At 74.6% G+C, this 15,510-nt stretch carries 14 protein-coding genes and 4 tRNA genes; 9 read left to right on the top strand and 9 right to left on the bottom strand.

Translation table 11 applies throughout. The annotated features are described in order from the left end of the window. The first annotated feature begins 49 nt into the window (after positions 1–49). The 7 genes from FKD65_RS36905 (at position 50) to FKD65_RS36875 (ending at position 7,452) form a co-directional block, all read left to right on the top strand. On the top strand, positions 50–1,582 hold the full coding sequence (locus FKD65_RS36905; RefSeq protein WP_141583606.1) for a DUF4331 domain-containing protein: 1,533 nt from the start codon (positions 50–52) through the stop codon (positions 1,580–1,582). Continuing rightward, positions 1,582–2,892 (top strand): lipopolysaccharide assembly protein LapB, encoded by a 1,311-nt coding sequence (locus FKD65_RS36900; protein ID WP_205718380.1) that lies wholly within the window; start codon positions 1,582–1,584, stop codon positions 2,890–2,892. Before FKD65_RS36905 ends, FKD65_RS36900 begins: the two co-directional genes overlap by 1 nt. Beyond that, positions 2,889–4,280 (top strand): High-affinity nickel-transporter, encoded by a 1,392-nt coding sequence (locus FKD65_RS36895; protein ID WP_205718379.1) that lies wholly within the window; start codon positions 2,889–2,891, stop codon positions 4,278–4,280. The genes FKD65_RS36900 and FKD65_RS36895 overlap by 4 nt, the downstream gene beginning before the upstream one ends. Before the next feature lie 65 nt (positions 4,281–4,345). After that, the gene (gene sigK, locus FKD65_RS36890; RefSeq protein WP_141583604.1) at positions 4,346–4,933 is read left to right on the top strand and encodes an ECF RNA polymerase sigma factor SigK; all 588 of its coding nucleotides are present in this window, start codon (positions 4,346–4,348) and stop codon (positions 4,931–4,933) included. Further along, positions 4,930–5,658: an anti-sigma factor gene (locus tag FKD65_RS36885; RefSeq protein ID WP_141583602.1), complete on the top strand. Its 729-nt coding sequence runs from the start codon at positions 4,930–4,932 to the stop codon at positions 5,656–5,658. Before sigK ends, FKD65_RS36885 begins: the two co-directional genes overlap by 4 nt. Positions 5,659–5,698: 40 nt before the next feature. Beyond that, a complete protein-coding gene (gene pnuC, locus FKD65_RS36880; protein ID WP_141583599.1) occupies positions 5,699–6,346 on the top strand; it encodes a nicotinamide riboside transporter PnuC in 648 nt (215 codons plus the stop codon). Continuing rightward, the gene (locus FKD65_RS36875) at positions 6,343–7,452 is read left to right on the top strand and encodes an AAA family ATPase (protein WP_141583597.1); all 1,110 of its coding nucleotides are present in this window, start codon (positions 6,343–6,345) and stop codon (positions 7,450–7,452) included. The genes pnuC and FKD65_RS36875 overlap by 4 nt, the downstream gene beginning before the upstream one ends. Before the next feature lie 14 nt (positions 7,453–7,466). On the opposite strand, the gene FKD65_RS36870 is transcribed toward FKD65_RS36875, so the two are convergent. The 3 genes from FKD65_RS36870 to FKD65_RS36860 all read right to left on the bottom strand — a co-directional run bounded on the left by FKD65_RS36870 (position 7,467) and on the right by FKD65_RS36860 (position 9,408). Then, on the bottom strand, positions 7,467–7,754 hold the full coding sequence (locus tag FKD65_RS36870) for a hypothetical protein (protein ID WP_141583595.1): 288 nt from the start codon (positions 7,752–7,754) through the stop codon (positions 7,467–7,469). Further along, positions 7,751–8,056 carry a hypothetical protein gene (locus FKD65_RS36865; RefSeq protein WP_141583593.1) on the bottom strand — a complete coding sequence of 102 codons (306 nt, stop codon included), beginning with the start codon at positions 8,054–8,056 and terminating at the stop codon, positions 7,751–7,753. The genes FKD65_RS36870 and FKD65_RS36865 overlap by 4 nt, the downstream gene beginning before the upstream one ends. 194 nt (positions 8,057–8,250) lie before the next feature. Further along, positions 8,251–9,408 carry an ROK family transcriptional regulator gene (locus tag FKD65_RS36860; protein ID WP_141583591.1) on the bottom strand — a complete coding sequence of 386 codons (1,158 nt, stop codon included), beginning with the start codon at positions 9,406–9,408 and terminating at the stop codon, positions 8,251–8,253. Positions 9,409–9,521: 113 nt separating this feature from the next. Between FKD65_RS36860 and FKD65_RS36855 the strand changes: the two genes are divergently transcribed. Beyond that, the gene (locus tag FKD65_RS36855; RefSeq protein ID WP_141583588.1) at positions 9,522–10,835 is read left to right on the top strand and encodes a Gfo/Idh/MocA family protein; all 1,314 of its coding nucleotides are present in this window, start codon (positions 9,522–9,524) and stop codon (positions 10,833–10,835) included. Next, positions 10,832–12,130, top strand: coding sequence for an ABC transporter substrate-binding protein (locus FKD65_RS36850; protein ID WP_141583586.1), 1,299 nt, complete (start codon positions 10,832–10,834; stop codon positions 12,128–12,130). Before FKD65_RS36855 ends, FKD65_RS36850 begins: the two co-directional genes overlap by 4 nt. Positions 12,131–12,145: 15 nt before the next feature. Here FKD65_RS36850 and FKD65_RS36845 read toward each other — a convergent pair whose 3' ends face one another. The 6 genes from FKD65_RS36845 to FKD65_RS36825 all read right to left on the bottom strand — a co-directional run bounded on the left by FKD65_RS36845 (position 12,146) and on the right by FKD65_RS36825 (position 15,471). Then, on the bottom strand, positions 12,146–13,990 hold the full coding sequence (locus FKD65_RS36845; RefSeq protein WP_141583584.1) for a glycoside hydrolase family 3 protein: 1,845 nt from the start codon (positions 13,988–13,990) through the stop codon (positions 12,146–12,148). 92 nt (positions 13,991–14,082) lie between these two features. Then, positions 14,083–14,156: transfer RNA gene (locus FKD65_RS36840), tRNA-His, on the bottom strand. Between the two features lies 1 nt (position 14,157). Beyond that, positions 14,158–14,230 (bottom strand) — tRNA-Arg (locus FKD65_RS36835). A gap of 31 nt (positions 14,231–14,261) precedes the next feature. Next, positions 14,262–14,334, bottom strand: a tRNA-Met gene (locus tag FKD65_RS44595). A gap of 1 nt (position 14,335) precedes the next feature. After that, a tRNA-Ser gene (locus FKD65_RS36830) sits at positions 14,336–14,421 on the bottom strand. A gap of 201 nt (positions 14,422–14,622) precedes the next feature. Continuing rightward, positions 14,623–15,471 carry an oxidoreductase gene (locus tag FKD65_RS36825; RefSeq protein WP_141583581.1) on the bottom strand — a complete coding sequence of 283 codons (849 nt, stop codon included), beginning with the start codon at positions 15,469–15,471 and terminating at the stop codon, positions 14,623–14,625. Positions 15,472–15,510 lie beyond the last annotated feature (39 nt).

Genomic DNA, 15,510 nt, shown 5'->3' with positions numbered 1-15,510 from the left:
CCGGCGAGGGTTCACGATGCCGACACTCCATCCAGCCGGGGGAACGTCAATGGCGCGGGTCGTCGCGATGGTGGCCGCCGGAGGCATGCTGGTCGCGGGCGGGTTCGCCGGGCTCGCGCCGAAGCGGGGCACCGCGTCCAGCCACCGCGAGGCGCCGCTCATCTCCGGGCAGCCGCAGTACGACAACACCGACGTCTACGCGTTCGTCAGTCCGGACAAGCCGGACACCACCACACTGATCGCGAACTTCATCCCGTTCCAGGATCCGGCGGGCGGACCGAACTTCTACAAGTTCGCGCGGGACGCCAGGTACGACCTGAACGTCGACAACGACGGCGACTCGCTGCCCGACCTCACCTACCGGTTCCGCTTCCACGACCGGCTGAAGAACGGGAACACCTTCCTCTACAACACCGGGCCGGTGACGAGCCTGGACGATCCCGATCTCAACTTCACGCAGACCTACGACCTGACGCTGCTCCGGCGGGCGGGCGGCCGGGTGCGCAGCGCGCACACGCTCGCCGAGAACGCCCCCGTCGCGCCGTCCAACGTGGGCAAGGCTTCCATGCCCGACTACGCGAAGCTGCGCGGCCAGGCGGTCAAGCCGCTCGCGGACGGGGCGGCGACCTTCGCCGGGCAGGCCGACGACTCGTTCTTCCTCGACCTGCGGGTGTTCGACCTGCTCTACGGCGCGAACCTGAAGGAGGTCGGGAACGACACGCTGAGCGGCTACAACGTCAACACGGTCGCGCTGCAGATCCCGACGCGGCACCTCGTGAAGGGCCAGGACCCGGTGATCGGGGTGAACTCGACCGTGTCGCGGCTCTCCGCGTCCGGCGAGTACGCGCAGGTGTCGCGGCTCGGGAGCCCGCTGGTGAACGAGGTGGTCATCCCGCGCGGCAAGAAGGACACCTTCAACGCGTCCACCCCGTGGCAGGACGCGCAGTTCGCCGGGTTCGTCACCGATCCCGAGCTGCCGAAGCTCATCGAGAAGATCTACAAGATCCCGGCGCCGCCCGGGCCGCGCAACGACCTCGTCCAGGCGTTCCTCACCGGCGTGCCGGGGCTGAACCAGCCGGCGCACGTGCGGCCGGCGGAGCTGCTGCGGCTGAACACCTCGGTCAAGCCGGCCGCGAAGCCGGACCGCCTCGGCGTGCTCGGCGGCGACAAGGCGGGCTTCCCCAACGGGCGGCGGCTCACCGACGACGTGATCGACATCTCGCTCCAGGCCGTCGAGGGCGAGCTGCTCGGCAAGAAGAACGACCTCGGCGACGCGGTCGACGCCAACGACGCCGCCTTCGGCAAGAGCTTCCCGTACGTCGCGCAGCCGCACTCGGGCTCGGACGTGCGCGGCGCGCGCAAGCCCGGGACGAAGGCGGCGGGCGCGGGGAAGAAGGGCGACGGCGGGCCCGTGAACTTCCTCAACGCGGGTGCGTCCGAGAGCACCGCGGGCGAGGAGGACGGGACGGTCTCGCTGCTGCCGGCGGCGGCGGCGGCCGGCGCGGGCGCGTTCGTGCTGACCGGCGGGGCGCTGTGGCTGCTGCGGCGCCGCCGCCCCGCGGCGGGGCGGCACGAGAGCTGATGCGTCCCCTTCTCACCGGGGCCTCGGTGGCGGGGCTCGTCGCGGCGCTCACCCTCGGATCGGCGGTCGCGTTCGGCCGCCCGTCCGGGGAGCGCGCCGCGGCCGCCCCCGCCGGGGCCCCGGCCCCGGGCATCGCCGGCCTTCAGAAGCGGCTGCGCGAGCAGCCGCGCGACGCCGCGGGCTGGGCGGCCCTCGGCCTCGCGTACGTGGAGCAGGCCCGGGTGACCGCCGACCCGACGTACTACCCGAAGGCCGACGAGGTGCTGCGCCGCTCCCTCCGCGAGGCCCCCGGCAACGACGGCGCTCTGGCCGGGCTCGGCGCGCTCGCGGCGGCGCGCCACGACTTCCACGGCGCGCTGGAATACGCGGACGGGTCGCTCAAAGCGAACGCCTACGGGCAGCGGGCCGCCGCCGTCCGGGTGGACGCGCTGGTGGAGCTCGGCCGCTACGACGACGCCCTGGCCGCCGCGCGGCGGGCGGACGCCGTCCGGCCGGGGATCCCGGTCTTCACCCGGCTCGCGTACGTGCGGGAGCTGCGCGGGGAGGTCGCGGAGGCGCGCCGGGTGCTGGGGCTCGCGCGGGCCTCCGCGACCGACCGCGGCGACCTGGCCTACATCGCGGTCCAGTTCGGGGAACTGGCCTGGAACGACGGCGACCTCGGCCGCGCGCGGCGCGAGTACACCGAGGCGCTGCGCCTCTCCCCCGGCGACCTGCCCGCCATGGACGGCGAGGCCCGCGTCAGGGCCGCGCAGGGGGACACGGCCGGGGCGCTCGCCGAACGGGCCGAGATCGTCCGGCGGCTCCCGCTGCCGCAGTACCTCACCGAGTACGGGGAGCTGCTGGAGTCGGCCGGACGCCGCGACGAGGCCCGGCGGCAGTACGCGGTCGCGACGGCGTGGGCGCGGATCGCCGAGGCCAACGGCGTGGACGCCGACCTGGAGACCGCGCTGTCCGGGAGCGACCACGGCGACGCCGGGGACGCGCTGCGGGCGGCGCGGGCCGAGTACCGGCGGCGCTGCCCGGACCCGGACGCGAAGCAGTGCAGCGTGCACGCGGCCGACGCGCTCGCCTGGGCGCTGCACGTCAACGGGCGGGACGGCGAAGCCCTCCGCTACGCCCGCCAGGCGACGGCCACCGGGTACCGCCGCGCCTCGTTCCGGTTCCATCTCGGCGTCATCGAGAAGGCCGCCGGCGAGCGCGGCGCCGCGCGGCGCGACCTGGCCGAGGCGCTGCGCCGCAACCCGCGCTTCTCGCCGCTGTGGGCGCCGCGCGCCAGGGCGGCCCTGGACGATCTGGAGGGGGCGTCGTGATCGTTCTCGCGCTCGCCGCGGGGCTGCTCGCAGCGCATCCCCTGGGCAACTTCACCGTCAACCACTACGACGGCCTGGTCGCGGCGCCGCACGAGCTGCGGATCGACCACGTCGAGGACCTCGCCGAGATCCCCGCCGCGCAGGCGATGCCGGCGGTCGACACCGACCGCGACGGGCACCCGTCGAGCGGCGAGCTGTCCTCCTGGGCGGGCGGGGCCTGCGCGCGGGCGGCCTCGTCCATGCGCGTCACCGTGGACGGGCGCGCCGTCGCCGCGAGGGTCGCCTCCGCCGCCGCGTCGGCGCCGGACGGGCAGGCGGGGCTGCCGACGCTGCGGCTCGAATGCCGGATCACCGCGCCCGCCGGGCCGGGGAGGATCGTCTTCCGCGCGGGCGGCGCCGACGGGCGGATCGGCTGGCGGGAGGTCACCGCGCGGGGCGACCGGACGACGCTCGCCGCGTCCGACGTGCCGGGGTCCTCGCGCAGCCGGCGGCTCACCGCCTACCCGCGGGACATGCTCGCCTCCCCGCTCGACCAGCGGTCGGCGGCGCTCGACGTGCGCGCGGGCGGGCCGCCGCTCGCGGCCGCGCCCGGCGGCGGGCCCGGCCGGCTGCTGCCGCGCGGGGCCGACGGGCTGACGGGGCGGTTCACCTCCCTGGTCGCGCGGCACGACCTCACCCCCGGGTTCGCCGCCCTGGCGTTCCTGATCGCGCTGCTGCTCGGCGCCCTGCACGCGCTCGCGCCCGGCCACGGCAAGACGATCATGGCCGCGCACGCGATCGGGGACGGGCGGCGCAGGACGCGGGACGTCCTCGCGCTGGGCGCGACGGTCACGCTCACCCACACGGCGGGCGTGCTGGCCCTCGGCCTGCTCGTGACGACCGGGACGCTGCTGGCGCCCGAGGCGCTGTTCCCGTGGCTCGGCGCGGCGGGCGGCGTCCTCGTGACGGCGGCGGGGGCGCTGCTTCTGCGGCGCGCCCTGCGCAACCGCCACCACACCCACGGACATGGACACGGACACGGGCATGGGCACGGGCATGGACACGGACACGGGCATGGGCACCCGGACGTGCGTTCACGGCGCGGCGGGGTCGTGCTGATGGGGCTGGCCGGCGGCATGGTGCCGAGCCCGTCGGCGGTGGTGGTGCTGGTCGGCGGCGCGGCGATCGGACGGGCCTGGTTCGGGGTCGTCCTCGTGCTGGCCTACGGGCTCGGCCTCGCCGCCGCGCTCATGGCGGTCGGCCTCCTCGTCACCGGTTCGGCGCGCGCCCTGGCGCGTCGCATTCCGGCCATGCGGCCGCGGCTTCCTGGCGCGATGATGCCGATAGGGACGTCCGCGACGGTCGTCGTCCTCGGGCTCGGGCTCACGCTGCGGAGCCTCGTCCTGTGACGTCCGACCCGGGGCGGCCGCGGATGCGTAGTGCCGGGTGGACGGTCCACGGAGGGGAGCGCGGCATGCCGGCAGAGACGAGACCGCCGGACGGCGGCACGGTGTCCGGGTATGACGCGGACGCGCTGCTCGCCCGGACGGCGCGCGGCGACGAGCGCGCGTTCGAGCTGCTGTACGACGTGTCCGCGCCGCCCGTGCACGGGCTGGTGCGGCGGGTCGTCCGCGATCCGGCGATGGCCGAGGAGGTGACGCAGGAGGTGATGATCGAGGTGTGGCGCTCCGCCGCCCGGTTCGACCCGGACCGCGGCGGCGCGATGGCGTGGATCCTCACGATCGCACACCGCCGGGCCGTGGACCGCGTGCGCCGCGAGCAGGCCGCGGGCGAGCGCGAGGCGCGGACCGTCCACCCCGGGGCGGGCGCCGCGCACGACCCGGTCGGCGAGCGGGTGGAGGCCCGGCTGGAGCACGAGCGGGTCCGGCGCTGCCTGGGGGCGCTCACGCACCTGCAGCGCGAGTCGGTGACGCTCGCCTACTACGGCGGGCACTCCTATCGTGAGGTCGCCGCGCTCGTGGGCGCGCCGCCCAACACGGTGCGGACCCGGATGCGCGACGGCATCATCCGGCTGCGCGACTGCCTGGGGGTGGAACGGTGACGGAGGATCTGCACGCCCTCGCCGGCGCGTACGCGCTGGACGCGATCGACGACGCCCGGGAGCGGCGCTCGTTCGAGGAGCACCTCGCCGGGTGCGAGACGTGCGCGACCGAGCTGCGCGAGTTCCGGGCGACGACGGCCCGGCTGGGCATGGCGGCCGCCGAGGCCCCGCCGCCGCGGCTGCGCGCCCGGGTGCTGGCGGACGTCCGGAACGTCCGGCAGCTGCCGCCCGCCTCCCCCCGCCGGCCGGCCGACGTGCGGCCCCTGCGGCCGCGCCGGTGGCGGCGCGCCGCCGCGGCCGGGCTGGCCGCCGCCGCGTGCCTGGTCACGGCCGCCTCCGTCGGGGCCGCGGTCCACGAGCGGCAGCGCGTGGAGCGGGCGGAGACGGCCTACCGGGACGTGGCGTCGGTCCTGTCGGCGCCGGACGCGCGCTCGGCGACGGGCCGCGCCGCCGGCGGCGGGACGGTGACGATCGTCGCGTCCGCGTCGCGCGGCGGGGTGGTCGTGGCCTCGTCCGGGCTGCGGGCGCTGCCGTCCTCGAAGGCGTACCAGCTGTGGCTGATCGGCGCGGACGGCCCGCGCTCGGCGGGCCTGCTGCGCGACCCGGGGCGCCCCGTCGTCGCCGGATCGTGGAGTCCGCGGGACAAGCTCGGCGTCACCGTGGAGCCCGCCGGCGGGTCCCCGAGGCCGACGACGGAGCCGCTCGTCCTGCTGAGCGTCACATAACCCCTTGTCGTCTTATTGACGATATGTGATCATTGCGGGCATGTCGGTGAACGTCCCGCTCGGTCCGCTGCTCGACCCCGCCTTCCACCTCGGGTCGGTCCCCACCACGTGGGCGGAGCTGCTGGGCTTCGCGACCGGCACGGTCAACGTGTGGCTCGTCGTCCGGCAGAACATCCTCAACTGGCCGATCGGCATCGCCAACGTGATCCTGCTCGGCCTGGTGTTCCTGGACGGCGGCCTGTACGCCGACGCCGGGCTCCAGGTCGTCTACGTCGTGCTCCAGCTCTACGGCTGGTGGGTGTGGCTGTACGGCGGGGACGGCCGCGACCGGCTCCCGGTCCGGCGGACGCGGGGCCCAGAGTGGGCGGCCCTGATCGCCGCGGGCGCCGCGGGCACCGCGCTCCTCACCTGGGTGCTGTCCACCTGGACGGACTCGACCGTGCCGTTCTGGGACGCCCTCACCACCGCGCTCTCCCTCATGGCGACCTACGGGCAGTCGCGCAAACTGCTGGAGTCGTGGTGGCTGTGGATCACGGCCGACCTCGTCTACATCCCGCTGTACTTCTACAAGGACCTGAAGCTCACCGGCGTCCTCTACGTCGTCTTCCTGGCGCTGTGCGTGTCCGGGCTGCTGGCCTGGCGCCGCGACCTGCTCGCCCGGCCCCCCGCCTCCGCGGCGGCCGCATGAGACACGAGCACGGCCTCGTCATCGGCAAGTTCTACCCGCCGCACGCCGGGCACCACCACCTGATCGACACCGCCGCCGCCTCCTGCGCGCGGGTGAGCGTGGTCGTCGCGGCGTCCACCGTGGAGAGCATCCCGCTCGCGCTGCGGACGGCGTGGCTGCGCGAGGCGCACGGGCAGCCGCACGTGGAGATCGTCCCGGTGGTGGACGACGCGGAGATCGACTACGGGTCCGACGAGGCCTGGTCGGCGCACGTCGCGGCGTTCCGCGCGGGCCTGGCGATGCGGTCCGGGCTCGGCGCGTCCGTCCCGCCGGTGGACGCGGTGTTCAGCTCGGAGGCGTACGGGCCGGAACTGGCGGCCCGCTTCTCGGCCGTCCACGTCCCGGTCGACCCGCCGCGCGAGCGCTTCCCGGTGAGCGGCACCGCCGTGCGGGACGACCCCGTGGGGCACTGGGAGTTCCTGTCGCCGCCGGTCAGGGCGTACCTGGCCCGGCGGGTCGTGGTGGTCGGCGCCGAGTCGACCGGGACGACCACGCTGGCCCGCGCGCTCGCGGCCCACTACGCCGCCCGGGGCGGCGTGTGGGAGGCGACCCGGTGGGTGCCGGAGTACGGCCGGACGTTCACCGAGGAGAAGCTCGCCGCCGCACGCCGGCGGGCGGGCGACCCGTCCCTGTGGCTGGACGACCTGGTCTGGGAGTCGGCGGAGTTCACCGAGATCGCCGAGCGCCACGCGGCGATGGAGGACGCGGCGGCGCGGTCGGGCTCGCCGCTGCTGGTCTGCGACACCGACGCGTTCGCGACGGCCGTCTGGCACGAGCGCTACCTCGGCGCCCCGGCCCCCGAGGTCGAGGCCGTCCACGCGCGGACCCCGCACCACCTGTGGATCCTCACCGATCCGGAGGGCGTCCCCTTCGAGCAGGACGGCTGGCGCGACGGCGAGCTGATCAGGTCGTGGATGTCGGTCCGCTTCCGGGAGGAGCTGGAGAAGCAGGGCCTCGCGCACATCACCGTGACGGGCCCCCACGAGCGCCGCCTGGCCGCCGCCGTCGAGGCGACCGACGCCCTGCTCGCCGGCGGCTGGCGCTTCAGCGCCCCGCTGACCCCCTAGCCCCCGGCCCCGGGTCACCCGAGCCAGATCATGTTCGTGACGCGGAACTCCTTGATGTCGGCGAGGACGAGGTAGTCGAAGAACATCGAGGAGCCGTCGACCACCATTCTGAACTCCAGATCGGCCTCGTCCAACGGCCTTCCGGGCGGACGGCCCCCGGTGTCGACGGCCAGGCCGCCCGCCACGGCGAAGTGGCAGAAGAACCGGATCACCGAGTCCTTCAGCGCGGGGGGCATGGCCTCGATGGCGTCGGAGGCCTCCTTCTCGCAGAAGACCGTCCAGCCGCTGCGGCCGGCGGTCACCTCCCCGGGTCTTCCTCCGACAGGAACCGGCGTTTGAGCTCCTCCAGCGAGACGAGGTCGCTCCGGTCCGCCCTGCGCGCCCTGGCGCGGCGCTCCGCGCGGTCGGGGATCTGGGCCAGATGGGCCTCGGCCCACCAGTCGTCCATGACGCGCTGGTAGTCGTCCTCCTCCGTGGCGGCCATGACCTCCGTGAGGAACCTGGCGCGCTTCTCCTCCGTCAGCCAGTCGGCGATGCCCCTGACCGTCCGCGGGACCCGGTGGACCTGCCCCGGGAGGAACGGCTCCACCGGTTGTGCGCTCATGTCGCTCCCGTCCGTCCGGTGCGGTCCCCTCACCGTGCACCCGAGACCCTACCGAGCCCCGCCGACAGAACGGCGGGGCATTCGCGGTCCGCGGCGCGTCCTCGCGGGCAGGCCCCCGGCACCGGAACCCGATCGGCTCCCTCTGGGACGCTAGGTGCGCGATGCGCGGCGGTCAACGCGACGCTCCGGCGGCCTCATGCCGGGGCGGTCGCTTCGGCGGGGCGGTCGAGACGGAAGAGGTCCTCGTCGATCCGGTCGAGGGCGAGGCGGACGGCGCCGAGGCCCACCGACTCGTCGCCGAGCTCTGATCCCTCGATCCGGACGGGGCTCAGGCACAGCGGCCCGACCCGGCTCCGCAGCGCGGTGACCAGCGGGGACCCGTTCCCGGCCAGCGGGCCGCCGACCACGATCGTCTCCGGGTCGATGGCGAGGGCCATCGCCGCGACGCCGCGCGCCATCCGGGCGGCGAGCCGCTCCACGCGCTCCTTCGCCTCGGCGGACCCGCGCCGGGCCGCGGCGAGGACGCCCTCCGCCTCCTCGAATCCGGCGCCGGGGCCGGCGTCCGGGACCAGGGAGGCGGTCGTGTCCCGCAGGCCCAGCTCGTCGAGCATGCCGATCTCGCCCGCGGCCCCTCGGCGCCCCCGGTGCAGCCGTCCGCCGATGATCGCTCCCATGCCGGTGTGCAGGGCGGCGTAGACGCACACGACGTCGTCGGCGTCCCGGGCGGCGCCGCGCCAGCGCTCGGCCATCGCGGCGAGGTTGGCGTCGTTCTCGACGAGGACGGGGCAGGGGAACGAGCGGCCCAGCTCGCGTGCCAGGTGGACGCCCTGCCACCCGGGCACGACCGTGCAGCACGTGACCGTCCCGTCCGGGGCGACGACGCCGGGGGTGCCGACGGCGACCGCCCGGAGCGACCGCCGGTCGATCCCCGCCTCCGCGAGGCACTCCCTGACCGCGGCGCGCACCGCCGCGATCCGCTCGCCCGGCGGGGCGCCGGCCTCCAGGCACGCGCGGTGCCCCGCGACGACCTCGCCCGCCAGGTCGGCGACGAGCAGCCGGACCCGGCGCGCGTCGACGTCGATGCCGAGGGCGTGGCCGGCCTCCGCCCGGAAGCGGTAGCGGCGGGCGGGGCGGCCGAGCCCGCTGCCCGGCCGCGGCGCGTCCTCGGCGGCCAGGCCGCGGTCGATCAGCTCGCCCAGCACGCCCTCGGTGGTGGGCCGGGAGAGCTCGACGCGCCGGGCCAGCTCCGACAGCGTCGCCTCGCCACCGTCGCGCAGCGCCCGCAGGGTCGCGGCCGAGTTGAGCCGGCGGAGCACCGAGGGGTCGCCTCCGTGGAGAGAGTGTTGCGGCACGGGCACCTCTTGACAGGGATCGTCGGACGGACGACATTATTGCCAATCTACTTATGAAAGCTTCTTACATAAGTAGACCGGCGGTGCGGACGACCAGGCCTGGAGGGCGCGGGATGCAGCAGACGGGGCCCGCGATCGCCGTGGCCGGGGCCGGGCTGCGCGGCCGCGGCTACGCCGCGCGGATCCGGGCGACCGGGGCCGCCCGGATCGTCGCGGTCGCCGAGCCCGACCCGGTGCGGCGCGCCCGCTTCGCTGCCGAGCACGGCATCCCGCCGGAGCGGGCCTTCCCCGGCTGGCGCGAGATGGCCGCGGCGGGCCGCCCCGCCGACGGCGTGATCGTCGCGACGCAGGACGCCGAGCACGCCGAGCCCGCGATCCGCTTCGCCGGTCTCGGCTGCCACATCCTGCTGGAGAAGCCGATGGCGACGTCCGAGGAGGACGCGCTGCGGATCGTGGACGCCGTGGAGCGCGCCGGGGTGATGCTCGCCGTCTGCCACGTCCTGCGCTACACCGGGTACACCCGTGCCCTCAGGAGGCTGATCGCGGACGGCCGGATCGGCACGCCGGTCAGCGTCCAGCATCTCGAACCGGTCGGCTGGTGGCATCACGCCCATTCCTACGTGCGCGGCAACTGGCGGCGCTCGGACGAGTCCGGGCCGATGCTGATGACGAAGTCCTGCCACGACATCGACTGGCTGATCCACGTGATGGGCGAGGTCCCCGCGCGAGTGTCCTCGTTCGGGCGGCTGTCGCACTTCCGCCCGGAGCACCGGCCGCCCGGCGCCGCCGCCCGCTGCGTCGACTGCGCCGTGGAGGCGCGCTGCCCGTACTCCGCGCGCCGCCTCTACCTGTCGTGCCTCGGCGATCCCGCCCGCGAGGCGTGGCCGCTCGGCGCCGTCACCGACGAGCGGACGGAGGCGGGCGTCCTGCGGGCGCTGCGCGAGGGCCCGTACGGGCGCTGCGTCTACGGCTGCGACAACGACGTCGTCGACCACCAGGTCGTGAACATGGAGTTCCCCTCCGGCGCGACCGGCGTGTTCACCATGACCGCGTTCTCCCCGGCCGCCCCGCGCCAGACGCGCGTCTTCGGGACGTCCGGCTGCCTGGAGGGCGACGGCGTCCGCATCACGGTCCGCGACTTCGTGACCGGCACCGCCGAGATCGTCGACCCCGGCGCGGGCTCCCCCGGCCCCGCGGCCTCCGGCGCGCCCGCGTTCGACGGCCGCCACGACCACGCCGACGACGCGCTGGCCGACGCCTTCGCCGCCGCGCTCGCCGGAGGCGATCGCGCCCCGCTCAGCTCCGGCCCCCGGGAGAGCCTCGCCTCGCACCGCGTCGTGTGGGCCACCGAACGGGCGCGCCTGGACGGCGCGGTGGTCGAGACGGCCCCGCAGTCACCCCCGGCGAAAGGCAGGGTAGGCCCATGACCGTCAGACGTGAGCGCACGAACATCGGAGCCCTGCGGGGCGCGGCGGCGCTGGCCCTGGTGCTCGCGGCCGCCGGCTGCGGTGGCTCGTCCGGCGGGTCGTCGCCCGCGGGCAACGACGGCCGGGGGCCCATCACCGTCGCGACCGGCAAGGACCTCACCCAGACCGTGCAGCGGCTCGTCGCCGACTGGAACCTCGGCCACCCCGAGGAGAAAGTCCGGCTCGTCGAGCTGCCCGAGGACGGCGACCAGGCGCGGCAGCAGCTCGTCCAGAACATGCGGATCGAGTCGGACGCCTACGACGTCGTCCGGCTGGACGCGGTGTGGACGGCGGAGTTCGCCGCGCGCCGCTGGATCCTGCCGCTGCCGGACGGGCTGGTGGACACCTCCTCGTTCGTCCCGGCGGCCCTGGAGACCGGCAGGTACCGCGGCCGGCTGTACGCGGCGCCGTGGCTCACGGGGACCGGCGTCCTGTACTACCGCGAGGACCTCCTCGCCGAGGCGGGCGTGAAGGCCCCGCCCGAGACGTGGGCCGAGCTGCGCGACGACTGCGCGAAGGTCCGCCGGACGCCCGAGGGCAAGGGGGTCGACTGCTACGCGGGCCAGTACGGCAAGTACGAGGGGCTCACGGTCAACTACTCCGAGGCCGTCCAGTCCGCGGGCGGCGAGGTCTTCGACTCGTCGGGAAGGCCGCAGGTGAACAGCCCGCGGGCCAAGGCCGGGCTCCGCTTCCTCGTGGACGGCTTCAAGAGCGGCACCATCCCTCGGAAGGCCGTCACGTTCAAGGAGGAGGAGGGCCGCCGCGCCTTCCAGGAGGGCCGCCTCGTCTTCCACCGCAACTGGGCCTACGTATACGCGCTCGCCTCCGAGAAGGACGGCTCGAAGGTGGCCGGGAAGTTCGGCGTCGCGCCGATCCCCGGCGAGGGCGGGCCGGGCTCCGGCACGCTCGGCGGCGACAACCTGGCCGTGTCGGCGTTCTCCAAGCACCAGGCGACGGCCCGCGACTTCGTGGCCCACATCGTCGGCCCGGCGATCCAGAAGGAGTACGGCCGCGCCCAGTCGTTCCCGCTGTCCCTCTCGGCCCTCTACACGGACCCCGAAATGATCAAACGGTATCCGTACCTGCCGGTGCTGAAGCAGGGCATGGACAAGGCCAGGCCGCGCCCGGTCGTCGTCCGCTACAACGAGGTCAGCACCGCCATCCAGGAGCAGGTCACCGCTGCCCTCACCGGGAAGAAGCCGGCAGACCGGGCGGCCGAAGACCTCCAGAGGGCACTGGCGGCGCTGGCCGACTAGCGGAGCGGTAGGCGCTCAGCCATACGTGAGGCCGTAGCCGAGGGGGAAGAGCGGCTTCTTTCCGTCGCCCTGGTTGATCGGCTGCTGCGAGGCGTCGCGCATCCACGTCACGGGGAGCCTGCCGGTGGGCGCGGTGGCGCCGTACAGGACGTCGGCGACGCCCGCCCCCTCGGTGCCCGGCAGCCACGCCTCGACGAACGCGTCCCACTTCGGCAGCTCCGAGGCGATGTCCAGCGGACGTCCCGACACCATCACCACGACCACCGGGACGCCGGACGCGCGGAGCCGGCCGATCGTTTCGAGGTCGGCGGCGTCGAGGTCCATGCCACCGGTGAGGTCGCCGTGGTACTCGGCGTACGGCTGCTCCCCCACGACCGCGACCGCCGCGTCGTAGGAGCGGTCGACGCCCGTCCCGTCCCTGCTGTAGGCGACGGTCGCGGACGGGCCCGCCGCCTCGCGGATGCCCTGGAGGATCGTCGTGCCCCTCGTGACCGGTCCCGGAGCGCCCTGCCAGGTGATCGTCCAGCCGCCGGCCTGCACGCCGATGTCGTCGGCGCCGCGGCCCGCGACGAAGACCCTGTCGCGGCGGTCCAGCGGCAGGACGCCGCCCGCGTTCTTCAGCAGCACCTGCGACTCGGCGACGGCGCGCCGGGCGAGCGCGCGGTGCGCCGGGCTCCCCACCGTCCGCAGGTACGCGCGGTCGGCCATCGGCCGCTCGAACAGGCCGAGCCGGAACTTCTCGGTCAGGATGCGGCGGTTCGCGTCGTCGACGCGGGACATGGGGACGGTGCCGTCCCGCACCGCGTCCCGCAGGTAGCCGATGAACCTGCGCCAGTCGGACGAGACCATGGCCATGTCGATCCCGGCGTTCACCGCGGCGGCGACCTCGTCCCTGGTGAACCCCTCCTCGCCGTCCAACCGGTCGATCCCGTTGTAGTCGGAGACGACGAACCCGGTGAAGCCGAGTTCCCGCTTGAGGACGTCCCTGATCAGGTATCCGTTCCGGTGCATCTTCAGCCCGTTCCACGAGCTGTAGGAGACCATCACCGAGCCGACGCCGCGCTTCACGGCCTCGCGGAACGGTGGAAGATGGACGGCGCGCAGTTCCTGCTCCGCCGCCCTGGTGTCGCCGCGGTCGCGGCCGCCCTCGGTGCCGCCGTCCCCGAGGTAGTGCTTCGCCGTGGCGAGGACGGACGCGGGGCCGCCCAGCCGGTCACCTTGCAGGCCCTCGATGAGGGTCGTCATGGCGGCGGGAAGCTCGGGCACCTCGCCGAACGACTCGTACGTCCGGCCCCAGCGGTCGTCGCGGGCCACGCACAGGCAGGGCGCGAAGTTCCAGTCCACGCCCGTCCCGGTCATCTCCTGCGCGGTCGCGGCCCCGATGGCGCGGACGAGCGCGGGGTCGCGCGCCGCGCCGAGCCCGATGTCGTGCGGGAAGAGCGTCGCGCCCGCCACGTTGCCGTGGCCGTGCACCGCGTCCGCCCCGTAGATGATCGGGACGCGCAGCGGCGCGGCGAGCGCGGCCCTCTGGAAGCCGTCGTACATGTCCGCCCAGCTCTGCGGCGTGTTGGGGCTGGGCGCCGATCCGCCGCTGGACAGCACCGAACCGATCCGGTACCGGGTGACGTCCTCCGGCCTCACGTACCGGCGCTCCGGCTGGGTCATCTGGCCGAGCTTGTCGTCGAGGCTCATCCGGGCGAGCAGATCGGCGACGCGGTCCTCGACCGGCAGCCGGGAGTCGAGGTAGGAGCCGGGGCCCGGGGCCGCCCGGACGGGACCGCCGTGGACGGCGGGCGCCGGCGCGGCGAGCACGCCGAGGACGAGGCCGAGGGACGACAGCCGCAGGGCGGAGCGGTACATGCGGAAGGTTTTTCCGGGGCCGATCAATCGCAACGCAATCGGATACCAGCGGCTGAGCAATATTTGTCCGGTCGCCCCGGAACAATGCGAAAGGGCTATCGGTCGGGATCGAACCGACACCTCCAGGACCACAACCTGGCGTGCAGACCACTACACCACGAAAGCCGTATCTCCGGCAGGAATCGAACCTGCGACCTCCGGGTCCGCAACCCGGCGCGCTCTCCACTGCGCCACGGAGACCTGTTCCTTGCGTGAGACCTGTTCCCTCGCGTGCTGAGCGCAGGAATCGAACCTGCCTGCCGCGGCTTATGAGACCGCTGGACGCACCAGCGTCCCTGCTCAGCGCGGAGGGTGCGAGATTCGAACTCGCGCAGGGGGTGACCCTGACGACGGCTTAGCAAGCCGCTGCCTTCCCGCTCGGCCAACCCTCCGGAAACGAAAAAGACCGCCCGTGGTCTTCGGGCGGTCGGCGTCAGGACGTACGGTCACGTCCTTCGGCGGCTCCCGAGACCGGAATGGCTGCTGTGCATTCGATGGCGTCGCATCTCCGCTCCCCTTCCGATCCCGTCCTCGTTCTCCCTACGACGTCCATGGTGCCGGGGCGGTTCCGCCCCGGCAACCCGTTTATCGCGTCATTCCTCGAAATCGGTGCCACGGGACGTGGACTCCCACGCCGCGAACTCCTTCCGGGCCCCGCTGAGGGCGGCGTCCACGGCGTCCGCGGCGTCGTTGCCCAGCGGCAGGCGGAGCGGCGTGTCGTCGGCCTCCAGCGCCTCCAGGATCGCCACGGCGGCCCTGGCCGGATCACCGGGCTGCTCGCCGTCGCTGCCCGGCAGGTTCGCGCGGACCGGGCCGACGCTGCCCGCGTACTCCGGCATCGCGGCCGTCTGGTGCAGGCCGCCCCCGGCGAACGAGGTCCGGAACGCGCCCGGCTCGACCACCAGCACCTTGATCCCGAACGGCGCGACCTCCTGCGCCAGCGCCTCCGACAGGCCCTCCAGCGCGAACTTGGTCGCGGAGTAGGCGCCCACGCCGGGGAAGGAGAACCGGCCGCCCATGCTCGACATCTGCACGACGGCGCCGCTCCCCTGCCGGCGCATGTGCGGCAGCACCGCCCGGACCAGCGCCGCCGGGCCGAACAGGTGCAGGTCCATCAGCTCGCGCAACTCCCGGTCGGTGGTCTCCTCCACGGCGCCGACGACCCCGCGCCCGGCGTTGTTGACCAGCACGTCGACGCGCCCGTGCCACAGCACCGCGTCGGCCACCACGTCCGTGATCCTCGCCTGGTCGGTGACGTCCAGCTCCACCGCGCTGACCCGGCCCGGGTGGCGCGCCACGAGGTCGTCCAGGGTCTCCGGGCGGCGCGCCGCCGCCACCACCGTGTCCCCGGCCGCCAGCGCCGCCTCCGCGATCGCCCTCCCGAAGCCCGAGTTCGCGCCCGTGATCAGCCAGACCCGTCCGTTCGCATCAGTGTTCGTCATGGCCGCAGTTATCGCAGCCCACCGGCCGCCCCGTCCAAG

The organism is Actinomadura sp. WMMA1423 (genome assembly GCF_006547145.1).
Lineage (GTDB): Bacteria > Actinomycetota > Actinomycetes > Streptosporangiales > Streptosporangiaceae > Spirillospora.
Note: the sequence above shows the minus strand (reverse complement) of the source record. Positions and strands in the feature narration are given on the sequence as shown.